The organism is Flavobacterium sp. (genome assembly GCF_040402955.1).
In the GTDB taxonomy this organism is placed as follows: Bacteria; Bacteroidota; Bacteroidia; order Flavobacteriales; family Flavobacteriaceae; genus Flavobacterium.
The window spans coordinates 1-12,783 of record NZ_JBBALQ010000033.1 but is presented as its reverse complement, the minus strand read 5'-3'; the positions used below and the strand labels follow the sequence as shown (position 1 = coordinate 12,783).

Annotated in this window: 14 protein-coding genes; 8 read left to right on the top strand and 6 right to left on the bottom strand. The window is 29.8% G+C overall.

Features of this window, described 5'->3' with window-relative positions; translation table 11 throughout:
* The first annotated feature begins 138 nt into the window (after window positions 1-138).
* From ABWP78_RS09460 to ABWP78_RS09450, 3 genes are all read left to right on the top strand, one after another.
* The gene (locus ABWP78_RS09460) at window positions 139-399 is read left to right on the top strand and encodes a hypothetical protein (protein WP_353170912.1); all 261 of its coding nucleotides are present in this window, start codon (window positions 139-141) and stop codon (window positions 397-399) included.
* A 66-nt stretch (window positions 400-465) separates the two neighbouring features.
* A complete protein-coding gene (locus ABWP78_RS09455; RefSeq protein WP_353170909.1) occupies window positions 466-1,212 on the top strand; it encodes a GLPGLI family protein in 747 nt (248 codons plus the stop codon).
* Window positions 1,200-3,854, top strand: coding sequence for a carboxypeptidase regulatory-like domain-containing protein (locus ABWP78_RS09450; protein ID WP_353170907.1), 2,655 nt, complete (start codon window positions 1,200-1,202; stop codon window positions 3,852-3,854). The genes ABWP78_RS09455 and ABWP78_RS09450 overlap by 13 nt, the downstream gene beginning before the upstream one ends.
* A 1-nt stretch (window position 3,855) precedes the next feature.
* On the opposite strand, the gene ABWP78_RS09445 is transcribed toward ABWP78_RS09450, so the two are convergent.
* The 3 genes from ABWP78_RS09445 to ABWP78_RS09435 all read right to left on the bottom strand — a co-directional run bounded on the left by ABWP78_RS09445 (window position 3,856) and on the right by ABWP78_RS09435 (window position 5,916).
* Window positions 3,856-4,518 carry an aspartate kinase gene (locus tag ABWP78_RS09445; RefSeq protein ID WP_353170904.1) on the bottom strand — a complete coding sequence of 221 codons (663 nt, stop codon included), beginning with the start codon at window positions 4,516-4,518 and terminating at the stop codon, window positions 3,856-3,858.
* A gap of 55 nt (window positions 4,519-4,573) precedes the next feature.
* Window positions 4,574-4,939: a YraN family protein gene (locus tag ABWP78_RS09440; RefSeq protein ID WP_353170902.1), complete on the bottom strand. Its 366-nt coding sequence runs from the start codon at window positions 4,937-4,939 to the stop codon at window positions 4,574-4,576.
* An 80-nt stretch (window positions 4,940-5,019) separates the two neighbouring features.
* Window positions 5,020-5,916 (bottom strand): S66 peptidase family protein, encoded by an 897-nt coding sequence (locus tag ABWP78_RS09435; RefSeq protein ID WP_353170899.1) that lies wholly within the window; start codon window positions 5,914-5,916, stop codon window positions 5,020-5,022.
* Window positions 5,917-6,013: 97 nt separating this feature from the next.
* On the opposite strand from ABWP78_RS09435, the gene metG reads away from it, so the two are divergent.
* The 3 genes from metG (at window position 6,014) to ABWP78_RS09420 (ending at window position 9,960) form a co-directional block, all read left to right on the top strand.
* Window positions 6,014-8,071, top strand: a complete 2,058-nt coding sequence (gene metG / locus ABWP78_RS09430) for a methionine--tRNA ligase (RefSeq protein WP_353170915.1) — start codon at window positions 6,014-6,016, stop codon at window positions 8,069-8,071.
* Between the two features lie 582 nt (window positions 8,072-8,653).
* Entirely contained in the window at window positions 8,654-9,337 is a 684-nt protein-coding gene (locus tag ABWP78_RS09425) for an HAD family hydrolase (RefSeq protein ID WP_353170896.1), read from the top strand.
* Window positions 9,337-9,960 (top strand): CatA-like O-acetyltransferase, encoded by a 624-nt coding sequence (locus ABWP78_RS09420; protein ID WP_353170893.1) that lies wholly within the window; start codon window positions 9,337-9,339, stop codon window positions 9,958-9,960. The genes ABWP78_RS09425 and ABWP78_RS09420 overlap by 1 nt, the downstream gene beginning before the upstream one ends.
* Before the next feature lie 37 nt (window positions 9,961-9,997).
* On the opposite strand, the gene ABWP78_RS09415 is transcribed toward ABWP78_RS09420, so the two are convergent.
* From ABWP78_RS09415 to ABWP78_RS09405, 3 genes are all read right to left on the bottom strand, one after another.
* A complete protein-coding gene (locus ABWP78_RS09415; protein WP_353170890.1) occupies window positions 9,998-10,435 on the bottom strand; it encodes an HRDC domain-containing protein in 438 nt (145 codons plus the stop codon).
* A gap of 7 nt (window positions 10,436-10,442) precedes the next feature.
* The gene (locus tag ABWP78_RS09410) at window positions 10,443-10,766 is read right to left on the bottom strand and encodes a single-stranded DNA-binding protein (protein WP_353170887.1); all 324 of its coding nucleotides are present in this window, start codon (window positions 10,764-10,766) and stop codon (window positions 10,443-10,445) included.
* A gap of 180 nt (window positions 10,767-10,946) precedes the next feature.
* On the bottom strand, window positions 10,947-11,267 hold the full coding sequence (locus ABWP78_RS09405; RefSeq protein ID WP_353170884.1) for a single-stranded DNA-binding protein: 321 nt from the start codon (window positions 11,265-11,267) through the stop codon (window positions 10,947-10,949).
* Between the two features lie 273 nt (window positions 11,268-11,540).
* Between ABWP78_RS09405 and ABWP78_RS09400 the strand changes: the two genes are divergently transcribed.
* Window positions 11,541-11,885, top strand: coding sequence for a hypothetical protein (locus ABWP78_RS09400; protein WP_353170881.1), 345 nt, complete (start codon window positions 11,541-11,543; stop codon window positions 11,883-11,885).
* Between the two features lies 1 nt (window position 11,886).
* Complete coding sequence (locus ABWP78_RS09395; RefSeq protein ID WP_353170879.1) at window positions 11,887-12,717, top strand: Rossmann-fold NAD(P)-binding domain-containing protein; 831 nt, start codon at window positions 11,887-11,889, stop codon at window positions 12,715-12,717.
* The last annotated feature ends 66 nt before the right edge of the window (window positions 12,718-12,783 follow it).

Below are 12,783 nucleotides of genomic sequence, written 5' to 3'. Positions count from 1 at the left end.
TTATTACCAATTAACATAAAACATAAGATTTTGAGTAAAAATAGAATAAATTTTATAAAAAATAGTGTATTTTTGTTTAAAGATTACTTGACCTAATATTTTATTTTTATAATTGTTAACAAATTAAATTTAAATATTATGAAAAAAATGATTTTTAGTGCGTTTGCACTTGTAGCATTCACAGCATCAAGTATGGCTGGAGAAAAATTAGAAAGACTAAGCGAAAGTACAGAAAAAAACGAAAAAACAGTTGGGATTTGTCAAGTTACAGTAACGCTTTATGACCGAGAAGGTAATGTAATTAGTTCACAAAATTACATTGATTTTAATAGTTCAAGTGAATTTGCGTGCCAATTCTTTGCTTTAAAAATGCGATCTAAATTTTTAAGCAGTCTTTAAAGAATATATATAAAAATGATGAAGTGGATAAAAATGTTTATCTACTTCATCTTAAAAAATAAAGAAATGAAAAAATACGCACTACTATTACTTGCAATTCAATTTGCCTTTTCTCAAAATAACTTAGAAATAACTTACAGCATAAAATATAATACTGCGTTTTATAATGAAAGGATTGGTACCCTTCAAATAGATTTAAAAAATGAAAAAGCTTTATTTAAAATTTCTGAAAACATAAAACAAGTTGAACTAAAAGAAAAAAGCGACGATGAAACTAACAAATTTAATTTGGTAAAAAAAAATGAATTAGACCGATATATTTTTACTGATTATAAATTGGATACTTTAGTTTTTAATGAAAACATAAATAGAAAAGAGTATACAATAAAAGAAGAAATTCCGAATTTTGATTGGAAATTAGAAGAAACTTTCACCAAAAAAATAGGGGATTTTAATTGTAAAAAGGCTACTTTAAATTTTAGAGGAAGAAATTTCATTGCTTGGTATTCTGAAGAATATCCTGTTAAAATGGGTCCTTGGAAATTTAGCGGTTTACCCGGTTTAATCATAGAGGTATATGACGAAAGCTTACGTTATTATTGGGGCGTTACAAGTATAAAAAAGGTAAACGAAATCAATATATCATCGTTAGAAAACATAAAAAATGAATCAATAGGTATAAAAGAATATATAGATATTATATATAACAAAGAACAAGAACCAATTATTTCAGATCTTCCAAGAGGCGTAAAAGTTGAAAATAATAAAATACCAAGAACAAGACTTGAAGTAAAGTTTGAATGGGAAAAATAGCATTATTTTTTATTATATGTTTTTCAAGTTTTTCTCAAACCCATTTATATGGTGTTTTAAAAGATTCTCAAAACAATCCTATTGCTTCAGCTAGTGTGATATTAAAGGACGCTTCTGAACAAACAGTTGCTTACATTTATTCAAATGAAAATGGTACTTATCAAATAAGTTTTAAAAAAAAAGGCACATTTTCACTTAATATCCTTGCGCTTGGATTTGAAAAACAAGCTATTGAAATTGAAATTAACGAAAACACGCCAAAAGAAATTATAAATAATTTTATATTAAAAGAAAAAATTAATGAAATAAAAGAAATTATTATACAATCTAATTTGCCAATTATAGTAAAAAAAGATACAGTCATTTTCGATCCAAAAGCATTTATGACGGGTAATGAACAAACGGTAGAAGACATGCTGAAAAAAATACCCGGATTAAATATTGATAGTAATGGTACCATAAAAATTGGCGAGCAAGAAATTGAGAAAGTAATGGTTGATGGCGATGATATGTTTGAAAAAGGTTATAAAATTTTAACAAAAAATATGCCAGTAAATCCAATTAACAAGGTTGAATTGTATCAAAATTATTCTAATAACAAACATTTAAAAGGGATTGAAAAAAGCAAAAAAGTTGCATTAAATTTAACACTAAAAGACAATTACAAACGCATTTGGTTTGGAAACACCAGTCTAGGCTATGGTGTTGTATCAGAAAATAGATATGAAACTAAAGTTAATGTTATGAATTTTGGCAAAAATGAGAAATTTTACTTTTTATCAAATCTAAACAATGTTGGCGCCAATGTAACAGGTGATCTAAACCAACTTATAAGACCTTTTCGTTTTGATGAGCCAGGCAGTATTGGTGATGATCAAACTGCGAATAAACTCCTTAATATAAGTGTAGAATTACCAAATTTAAAACAAAAAAGAGTGAATTTTAATAATTCTGAAATGCTTTCACTCAATAGTATTTTTACACTTTCCAAAAAAGTAAAATTAAAAGCAATTGGTATTTTAAATACAGATGAAGTTGACTTTTTTAAAAACAATATGCAATTTTTTACGTTGGGAACTTCTAATTTTGAAAATACAGAAAACTTTGTTGGAAGAAAATCAGAAATTACAGGTTTTGGAAAAATAGATGTAACCTATGATATTTCTAAAGATAAGACACTACAATATACTGGTAAATTTAACACAACAGAAGAAAGAAACAGAAGTAATTTACTTTTTAATACAGATTTTCTAAATGAAAAACTTACTACAAACAATCAACTTATTGACCAAAAATTAGTTGTCACAAATAAGTTGAAAAAAAACAAAGTTCTGTTGTTTTCTGGAAGATATATAAATGAAAAAACACCTCAAAATTATTCTACAAATCAATTTATTTTTGATGATTTATTTACTGAAAACGCGAATTATACAAAACAATTTAGCCAAAACAAAATGGAGTTTTTTGGTTTTGAAACGCATTTATTAGACAGAAAAGAGAATCAAAATTTATTAGAATTAAAAATAGGCAATCAATTAAGAATTGATAATTTAAATACAAGTTTTGAATTGCAAAATAATAATACGATTATTTCCTTACCAATTGGCTTTCAAAATGACTTAAAATACACAACAAACAATATATATTTAAATACAAAATATACATTTAATTATAAAAATATTGCCCTAACAACACAATCCAATTTTCATCAATTATTTAATTCTATTTCAAATGTAGCAGCAAAAGCAAATCAAAACGCATTTTTTATAATTCCGAAAATAGATTTTGAATGGAAAATTAATAAGAAAAATAAAATTTTAACTTCCTATTCAAATACAACAACAAATGCATCAATTTTAGATGTGTATTCTGGATTTATACAAACAGGTTTTCGGTCATTTAATAGAGGTATAGAAACATTTAATCAATTAAATGCAACAACAACCTTATTCAATTATAATTATGGTAGCTGGGGAGACAAATTTTTTGCTAATTTTTCTTTAATGTACTCAAAAGACAACGATTTTTTTAGCAGTAATTCCATAATAATGCCTAACTATTCTCAAACTGAAAAAATTTTAATTCAGGATAAAGCGCTGTTTTCAATTTCTTCAAATATTGACAAATACCTTAAACCTATAAAATCTAATTTAAAGTTTTCGTTCATTGGCTCGAATTCAAATTTTAAAAACAGCGTTAACAATACTGCTTTGCGGGAAGTAAAAATATTAAGTGCAGAATATGGATTACAATTACGTTCTGGATTTAGAGGTTTTTTCAATTATCATGTAGGTTCTACTTTTAATTATAATCAAATAAAAACATCTATTCAAAACTCATTTACAGACAATATGACGTTTTTAGATTTGTCATTTATTTTTAATAAAAAATTTAATATTCAATTACAGTCAGAACGTTATTTCTTTGGAAATTTAGAAAAAACAAATAATAAATATTATTTTTTAGATATAGAAACACAATATGTTGTTAAAGAAAATAAATTAACTTTTTCCTTGTCGGGTAATAATTTATTCAATACCACGACTTTTAAAAATTATTCGATTTCAGATGTAAATATTTCTAAAACTGAATATCGATTACTACCAAGATTTCTTTTATTAACAATGGAATTTAGATTTTGATTTAGCCTATTTTTTTTAAGTCTTTTATAACGCTAAACGCTAAATCAATTTGGATTTCATTTACTACGATGGTAAATTCGTTAGAAGTGGAAATTACCTCATCAATAACAATTCCTTCCCAAGCTAACGATTGAAAAATATAATAATATACGCCTGGAACAGAAACATTTTCATGCGGTAATTTTACCGTTATAGAAGATAAATTTTCGTTTTTACTAATTAATTTTTCAGATTTTAAATACGATTCTACCATGGCATTGATTTCTGAACTTACCACAATATTGGCTTCATTTACGCCACGTGACGAAGTATAAAACAAATTTTTATTCATTTTAATTTCCGATATTAATTTGGTTTGATTTTCTAATAAAGTATCGGAAATTTCATAAGTATAATCCGTCAATGAAGATCGAACCGTAATTTCTCCAATATTTTGTAACACCCTCGTTACTTTGTGGTTAATTTTAAAATCAAGTTCTTCTGAAATTCTTTTTAAGGCCATTACTACAGCGCCTTGCTTAATATCTTTACCTAAATATAATTCAATTTCAGGCATAATAATTCTAGCTAAAGAAGTTAAATTAATAATTCCTTCAGATAAAGAACTCAATAAAAAGGGTTTGGTTTTTAGATGTTTTTCAACAACTGAGGCTACTGTTTTCATAAAATTTGGGTTTTATTTATACACAAATATATAAATCAAAATGTTAATTTTATTACTAATTGTTAAAATAATAAAAAGCTGCCTGTAAATGTTCTATATCAAATGTTGTCCCTGTGGCATGAATAGCGATAATATCAAATCGGACTTCAACGTTTAAATCATTGGCAATCACGTATTCATTAATGGCTTTGACTAAAAGTTGAATTTTTTTTGGTTTTACAAAATCTTGGGGTAAACCATATTCTAATGAAGAGCGTGTTTTAACTTCAATTACAGCCAATATATCGCCTTTCTGCGCAATAATATCAATCTCTGCTTTTTGAAATACCCAATTGGTTTCTAAAATTTCATAGCCGTTTTTTTCTAAAAATTCAACGGCTACTTCTTCTCCAATTTTTCCTAATTCGTTATGTTCTGCCATAGTTAAAATTCCAAAATTTCAAATTCCAAATTCCAAAAAAAAGTTTCAAGATGGGATTTGGGATTTTTTTATATTGTTATTTAATCAAATTTTAATTTGATTTCTTTTTCATTTACTTCAAATACTACTTGTTGACCAAAAATTAAAGTTCGATTATCAGATTGATGTCCGGCTGGAAATTGAAAAGCTATTGGAATACGATTTTCTTTTGCAATTTCTGTAATAATTTGCACTTCATTTTGCCCAAACGGAATTTCGTTATCGTGCATATCCGTCATACTTCCTACTATAATTCCTTTTACATTTTCGAAATAACCATTACGTTTTAAATTATACATCATTCGGTCAATATGATATAAATATTCGTCTAAATCTTCAATAAAAAGAATTTTATCTTTTGTGTCAATTGCTGATTTTGATCCTAATAAACTATATAAAATAGAAATATTTCCCCCAACCAATTCGCCCGAAGCGGCCCCTTTTACATCATAACTTTTCGAAGGAATTGTATACGAAATCGTTTCTCCAAAAAGTGCTTTTCGCAAAGTATCTTTTACTTCTTCAGGTGCATTTGGAACTGTAAAAGGCATAATTGAATGTAAAGACGCTACACGTTCTATATTCAATTGACTATGCAAAACCGTTACATCTGAAAACCCCATAATCCATTTAGGATACTTTTTAAATTTCGTAAAATTTAATGTATCTATAATTCTAACCGTTCCATATCCACCTCGAGCACACCAAATGGCTTTTACATTTTCATCATCTAATTGCGCTTGAAAATCAGTAGCTCGTTCGATATCTGTCCCTCCTAATTGAAAAATGTCTAAGCCAATTGTAGCTCCTAATTTAACGTTTAGCCCCCAAGATTCTAATAAATCAATAGCTGGTTTGGCGTCTTCGGGAAAATATTTTCGTGCTGTACAAACAAGAGCAACGGTATCTCCCGCCTTTAAAAATGGTGGTATAATCATATAAAATTCAATAAGAATTCAAAAATAAGGAATTTGAACAGAAAAATTCGTCTATTCCTCTTAAATGAATTATTTTTGTATCAAATTTAATGATAATATGTTAAAAAATCCGAAAAGATATACCATTACAGCGGCACTTCCCTACACCAATGGACCCATTCACATTGGGCATTTAGCAGGTGTTTATGTGCCTTCTGATATTTATGCGCGCTATTTACGATTACAAGGAAAAGACGTGGCTTTCATTTGCGGAAGCGACGAGCACGGTGTAGCAATTTCAATGAAAGCTAAGAAAGAAGGCATCACGCCACAGGAAGTAATTGATAAATATGACGGAATTATTCGTCAATCTTTTTTAGATTTTGGAATTTCTTTTGATAATTATTCGAGAACTTCATCGGAGATTCATCATAAAACGGCTTCCGAATTTTTCAAAAAATTATATGATAACGGTGATTTCATAGAAGAAACTACCGACCAATTATACGATGCAAAAGCAGACCAATTCTTAGCAGACCGTTTTGTAACTGGAACTTGTCCAAAGTGCGACAACCCAGAAGCGTATGGCGACCAATGTGAAAAATGTGGTTCGACTTTAAATGCAACCGATTTAATCAATCCGAAATCGACAATAACTGGTGAAACGCCGATTTTAAAATCTACAAAACACTGGTTTTTACCTTTAAATCGTTACGAAACATTCTTAAGAGAATGGATTTTGGAAGGTCATAAAAACGACTGGAAACCCAATGTTTACGGACAAGTAAAATCGTGGGTTGATGGTGGTTTAGAACCAAGAGCTGTTACACGTGATTTAGATTGGGGAATCGATGTGCCTGTTCCAGGTGCCGAAGGGAAAAAATTATACGTGTGGTTTGATGCTCCTATTGGTTACATTTCAGCAACTAAAGAATGGGCGGCTCGCGAAGGAAAAGATTGGGAACCCTATTGGAAAGATGCTGATACAAAATTAGTTCATTTCATTGGAAAAGACAATATCGTATTCCATTGTATCATTTTCCCAGCGATGTTAAAAGCGGAAGGAAGTTATATTTTACCTGATAATGTTCCTGCAAACGAATTTTTGAATTTAGAAGGGAATAAATTATCTACTTCTAAAAACTGGGCAGTTTGGTTACACGAATATTTACAAGATTTTCCTGATAAACAAGATTCGTTACGTTATGCATTAACGGCAAATGCGCCAGAAACAAAAGACAACGACTTCACTTGGAAAGATTTTCAAGCCAGAAATAATAATGAATTAGCTGCAATTTTTGGAAATTTCATCAATCGTGTGGTGGTGTTAACCAATAAATATTACGCGGGAATTGTTCCAACGCCAAACGAATTTTCTGAAGTTGACGAGCAAACTTTAACAGAATTAAAAGCGTATCCAGCGGTAATTTCAAGTTCGATTGAGCGTTACCGTTTCAGGGAAGCGTTGGGCGAATTAATGAACGTTGCCCGTTTAGGGAATAAATATTTAGCCGACGAAGAACCTTGGAAAATGATTAAGGAAAATCCGGTAAGAGTACAAACTCAAATGTATGTTGCGCTGCAAATTGCATCAGCATTAGCTATACTTTCAGAACCGTTTTTACCGTTTACTTCTTCTAAATTGTGCAACATATTAGATATTAAAGTCAATAATTGGAATTTAGAATTTGAAAATTGGAATTTGACAAAACCTGGACATCAAATTGGTCAGGCTGAAATTTTGTTTCCACAAATAGAAGATGCCGAAATTCAAAAACAATTAGATAAATTAGAAGCAACTAAAACCGCCAATCAAGTGGAAAATACAAAAGCTGAACCGCAAAGAGAAACAATCACATTTGAAGATTTTGCCAAAGTAGATTTACGAATCGGGACGATTATTGAAGCCGAAAAAATGCCAAAAGCCAACAAATTATTGGTCTTAAAAGTAGATACCGGAATTGATGTAAGAACCATCGTATCTGGAATTGCAGAGCATTTTACACCGGAAGAAGTTATTGGAAAACGTGTAACGATTTTAGTGAACCTAGCCCCAAGAGCTTTACGTGGTGTGGAAAGCGAAGGTATGTTATTATTAACCAATACTGCTGAAGGAAAATTGGTTTTCGTAAATCCAGATGCGGAAGGTGTGATTAATGGTGCGATGATTTCCTAATTTAAAAATTAAACACAGATTTCACAGATTAACACAAATTGAAAAAATCTGTGAAATCTGTATTGAATAAAATACATTATGAACCCAAAAATAATTGCGGCGGAAGGAAAATTGGTTTTCGTAAATCCAGATGCGGAAGGTGTGATTAATGGTGCGATGATTTCCTAATTTAAAAATTAAACACAGATTTCACAGATTAACACAAATTGAAAAAATCTGTGAAATCTGTATTGAATAAAATACATTATGAACCCAAAAATAATTGCGGCGGAAGGAAAATTGGTTTTCGTAAATCCAGATGCGGAAGGTGTGATTAATGGTGCGATGATTTCCTAATTTAAAAATTAAACACAGATTTCACAGATTAACACAAATTGAAAAAATCTGTGAAATCTGTATTGAATAAAATACATTATGAACCCAAAAATAATTGCGGCGGAAGGAAAATTGGTTTTCGTAAATCCAGATGCGGAAGGTGTGATTAATGGTGCGATGATTTCCTAATTTAAAAATTAAACACAGATTTCACAGATTAACACAAATTGAAAAAATCTGTAAAATCTGTGTTGAATAAAATACATTATGACACCAAAAATAATCGCATTCGATGCAGACGACACCCTTTGGCACAATGAACCCTATTTCGATGAGGCGCAAGAACGCTTTTGTGTCTTGTTTCAAGATTATGCGTCGCATCAAGAAATTTTAGGGTTAATTTTAAATCATCAAGTCAATAATTTGCCGTTATATGGTTTTGGAATTAAAGCATTTACATTATCGATGATTGAAACGGCTTTGGAATTGACTAATCATCAAATTTCGGGTAAAGGAATTGAGCAAATTTTAGCCATTGGAAAAGATTTATTGCAAAAACCAGTGGAATTACTTCCTAACATCACCGAAGTTTTAGAACAGTTGCAAGGAAAATATAAATTGGTAGTAGCCACAAAAGGCGATTTAAAAGACCAACATAGAAAATTACACGATTCGGGAATTGGTGCTTATTTTCATCATATTGAAGTGATGAGCGACAAAACCGAATTGGATTACGAAAAAATGTTAGGTCGTTTAGATTGCCAAGCAGAAGATTTTTTAATGATTGGAAATTCCTTAAAATCAGATGTTTTGCCCGTTTTGAATTTGGGCGGACACGCCATTCATATTCCGTATCATACAACTTGGGAATATGAAAAAATAGATTTTGAAATTCAGCATAACAATTTTAAATCGGTTACCCAAATAACAGATATTTTAACATTAATGTAATGAAGCAAAAAATTGACCTCGCTACTTGGAACCGAAAAGAACACTTTGAATTTTTCAGCAAATTTGAAGAACCTTTTTTTGGCACTACTATCCAATTTGATTGCACAAAAGCCTATCATAAAGCTAAAGAATTAGGTGTGAGTTTTTTTGTATATTATTTACACAAAACTATAATTGCCGTAAATAAAATTGAAAATTTTAGGTACCGAATAGAAAATAATAATGTATATCTTTTTGATAAAATTAACGCGTCTGCTACTATTTTACGCAACGATAAAACATTTGGTTTTTCAGAAATTGAATACGATGAAAACCTTGCTATTTTCATCAAAAATTATACTAACGAAGCAACTAGAGTCCAAAACACACCCGGCCTTTTTACAAGAGAATATCATGAAAATATCATTCATTTTTCTGCTTTACCTTGGGTAAATTTTACTTCAATTTCTCATTCTAGAAGTTTTTCAATGCCTGATAGTTGTCCGAAATTTTCATTTGGGAAAATGACAGATGAAAACGGGGTAAAAAAAATACCAATGGCAGTTTATGTGCATCACGGATTAATAGACGGATATCATTTAGGTTTGTTTTTTGAAGAATTTGAACGTTTAATGAATGAATAAGAAGAGCACTGAAAGCACTCTTGTTATCCCTCAAAATTTAAACGGCATTCAAAATCGCTAAAATATCTTCGCCAAATTTATCTGATTTTTGTTTTCCAAAACCCTTAATTTGTTGTAATTCGTCTAAATTACTTGGCTTATATAATGCTAAGTCAATTAATTCAGAATTGTGGCAAATCATAAATTTCTTCTGATTTAGTTGTTCTGATTTTTCAGTTCTCCATTGATTTAAGTATCCGTAAACTTGTTTGTCCTTCGGAAGTAAATCTTCGTATGACTTTCGTTCTAATCGTATGGGTTTCTGCTGCTCTTCAGTTTCATAATGAATAATAACAGACCAATGCGCCGGTTCACTTTCCAAAAATTGTGTGCTGGATTTTTTAAATGTAACCGTTTCTAAAAAAGTATTTAATTTTTGTTGATCTAGCTCTAAAAATGCAGGATCTATTCGGATAGAAAATACACTAACTTGCATAACATACTTATTTACCGATTAATAGAATTTCATTTGCAATTACTTCGGTAATATAACGCTTGTTTCCGTCTTTATCATCGTAACTTCTGTGTGTTAGTTTGCCTTCAATGGCGATTTCTTTTCCTTTGGTTACATATTTTTCAATAATTTCTGCCGTTTTCCCCCAAGCCGTTACACGGTGCCATTGCGTTTGTTCTACTTTATCGCCATTTTCACGATAATATACTTCGTTTGTAGCGATGTTGATGTTTGCTAATTTTCTTCCTCCTTCAAGGGTTTTGATTTCTGGTTCTTGACCCACATTTCCGATTAATTGTACTGAATTTTTCATAAGGCTTATATATTTATTTTAAATTGTTTTGATATAATTTGCGTTTCGTTAAGTTTTAGACTAAGAAAAACGCTTTTTTCATGGCATGTAAAAATTTATTGTTTTTGTTATTTAATTTTTTGAAACGTAGATTTAATAAATGTGAATAATTTAAAAAATCTTAGCATTGAAATTTAGTAGTTATTTACTTAATAAAACCAATTCGTTTGCAACCACTTCTGTAAAAAAACGTTTGTTTCCTTCTTTGTCGTCGTAGCTTCTGTGTGTTAATTTACCTTCGATGGCTACATGACCGCCTTTATTTATTGATTTTTCCACCATATCTGCTGTTTTTCCCCAAGCAGAAATTCTATGCCATTCAGTTTGTTCCACTTTTTCACCTTTGGCGTTGGTGTAATTTTCATTCGTAGCGATAGTAAAACTGGCTACTTTTCCAGATTCTAAATTTTTAACTTCTGGTTCTTGACCTACATGTCCGATTAATTGTACTCTGTTTTTCATGGCGTTTAAATATTTAATGTTAATAATTGTTCATTTTTGGAACACAGATTTAAGAAATTAAAAAAATTCAAATGTTTTGAATATTGAAATTGAACTCGTTGTTTCATTTCGACAGTGCAAAGATGTGGTAAGAAAAAAAAGTTATTCGGTTATTATTCATTTAAAATCGGTTGTAAGTGTTTGTTGTCGTTTGTTGTTGAAAAATAAAAGATTAAAAATCAATCATTATTTCTATTTTTTTATTATTTTTATTCTTGCTCAAATAAAAATGTTATGAATAAAACTTGTTTAGAATGTCAAGATAAAATTGTAGGAAGAGAAGACAAAAAGTTTTGCAGCGACGGTTGCCGTAACGCCTACAACAATAAAATGAATAAAGATCAAACCAATTTGATGCGAAATATAAACAACAAATTGCGCAAAAATTATAGAATTTTAACCGAATTAAATCCAGAAGAAAAAACCAAAACAACCAAAAATAAATTAATTAGCAGAGGGTTTGATTTTGATTTAATTACTTCTATTTATACCACAAAAACGGGGAATATTTATTATTTCGTTTACGACCAAGGTTATTTGGCGGTGGAAAATGAAAGTTATGTATTAGTAAAAAAATAAAATGAAAGTATCTATATTAGGTTGCGGCTGGCTGGGATTTCCATTAGCTAAAAAATTAATTGAAATTGATTTTGAAGTGAAAGGCTCTACCACTTCTGAAAATAAATTAGACCTTTTGAAATCTAATAACATTGAGCCTTTTTTAATTACAATTTCTGAAGATAAAATTACGGGGACTATTTCCGAATTTTTATACGATTCTGAAATTCTAATTATTAATATTCCACCTGGTTTAAGAAAAATTACAGAAGTAACTTCAGAAAAAACATTTATAGCTAAAATCCAAAATTTGATTCCTTTTATTGAGAATTCTACTGTTGAAAAAGTGATTTTTATTAGTTCAACTTCTGTTTATAATGAATCTGATTTGATTCAGACAGTTACAGAAGAAAGTGTTTTGCACCCAGATACAGAAAGCGGAAAACAATTGGTGGAAGTTGAAAATTTGTTACGAAATAATTCTAATTTTCAAACCACAGTAATTCGTTTTGGTGGTTTAATTGGAGAAGACAGAAACATAGTAAAAATGTTAACTGGCAAAACCAATGTTGGCAATCCAGATGCCCCAATAAACTTAATTCATCAACAAGATTGTATAGAAATTATATGTGAGATACTGAAACAAGTTCAGCATGACAAAGTATGGAATGAAACTTTTAACGCGGTCGCACCCAACCATCCTACAAGGAAAAACTATTATACCGAAAAAGCTAAGCAGTTCCATTTAACTGCTCCATTATTTAATGAAAATGAAACTACTATTGGAAAAATTGTTTCAAGTGAAAAATTGGAGCGTGTTTTGGGGTATAGATTTAGGAAATTAGACTTATAAATTATTTAAACCAACCCGTTGTGCATTATTAAACGAGATTTATTTTTAAGTTGTTAATATTTCTTT

Excerpts from the sequence above, each read along its gene's own strand:
- ABWP78_RS09460 (WP_353170912.1), top strand. The coding sequence starts at position 139 with ATGAAAAAAATGATTTTTAGTGCGTTTGCACTTGTAGCATTCACAGCA.
- ABWP78_RS09455 (WP_353170909.1), top strand. The coding sequence starts at position 466 with ATGAAAAAATACGCACTACTATTACTTGCAATTCAATTTGCCTTTTCT.
- ABWP78_RS09450 (WP_353170907.1), top strand. The coding sequence starts at position 1,200 with ATGGGAAAAATAGCATTATTTTTTATTATATGTTTTTCAAGTTTTTCT.
- ABWP78_RS09445 (WP_353170904.1), bottom strand. The coding sequence starts at position 4,518 with ATGAAAACAGTAGCCTCAGTTGTTGAAAAACATCTAAAAACCAAACCC.
- ABWP78_RS09440 (WP_353170902.1), bottom strand. The coding sequence starts at position 4,939 with ATGGCAGAACATAACGAATTAGGAAAAATTGGAGAAGAAGTAGCCGTT.
- ABWP78_RS09435 (WP_353170899.1), bottom strand. The coding sequence starts at position 5,916 with ATGATTATACCACCATTTTTAAAGGCGGGAGATACCGTTGCTCTTGTT.
- metG (WP_353170915.1), top strand. The coding sequence starts at position 6,014 with ATGTTAAAAAATCCGAAAAGATATACCATTACAGCGGCACTTCCCTAC.
- ABWP78_RS09425 (WP_353170896.1), top strand. The coding sequence starts at position 8,654 with ATGACACCAAAAATAATCGCATTCGATGCAGACGACACCCTTTGGCAC.
- ABWP78_RS09420 (WP_353170893.1), top strand. The coding sequence starts at position 9,337 with ATGAAGCAAAAAATTGACCTCGCTACTTGGAACCGAAAAGAACACTTT.
- ABWP78_RS09415 (WP_353170890.1), bottom strand. The coding sequence starts at position 10,435 with ATGCAAGTTAGTGTATTTTCTATCCGAATAGATCCTGCATTTTTAGAG.
- ABWP78_RS09410 (WP_353170887.1), bottom strand. The coding sequence starts at position 10,766 with ATGAAAAATTCAGTACAATTAATCGGAAATGTGGGTCAAGAACCAGAA.
- ABWP78_RS09405 (WP_353170884.1), bottom strand. The coding sequence starts at position 11,267 with ATGAAAAACAGAGTACAATTAATCGGACATGTAGGTCAAGAACCAGAA.
- ABWP78_RS09400 (WP_353170881.1), top strand. The coding sequence starts at position 11,541 with ATGAATAAAACTTGTTTAGAATGTCAAGATAAAATTGTAGGAAGAGAA.
- ABWP78_RS09395 (WP_353170879.1), top strand. The coding sequence starts at position 11,887 with ATGAAAGTATCTATATTAGGTTGCGGCTGGCTGGGATTTCCATTAGCT.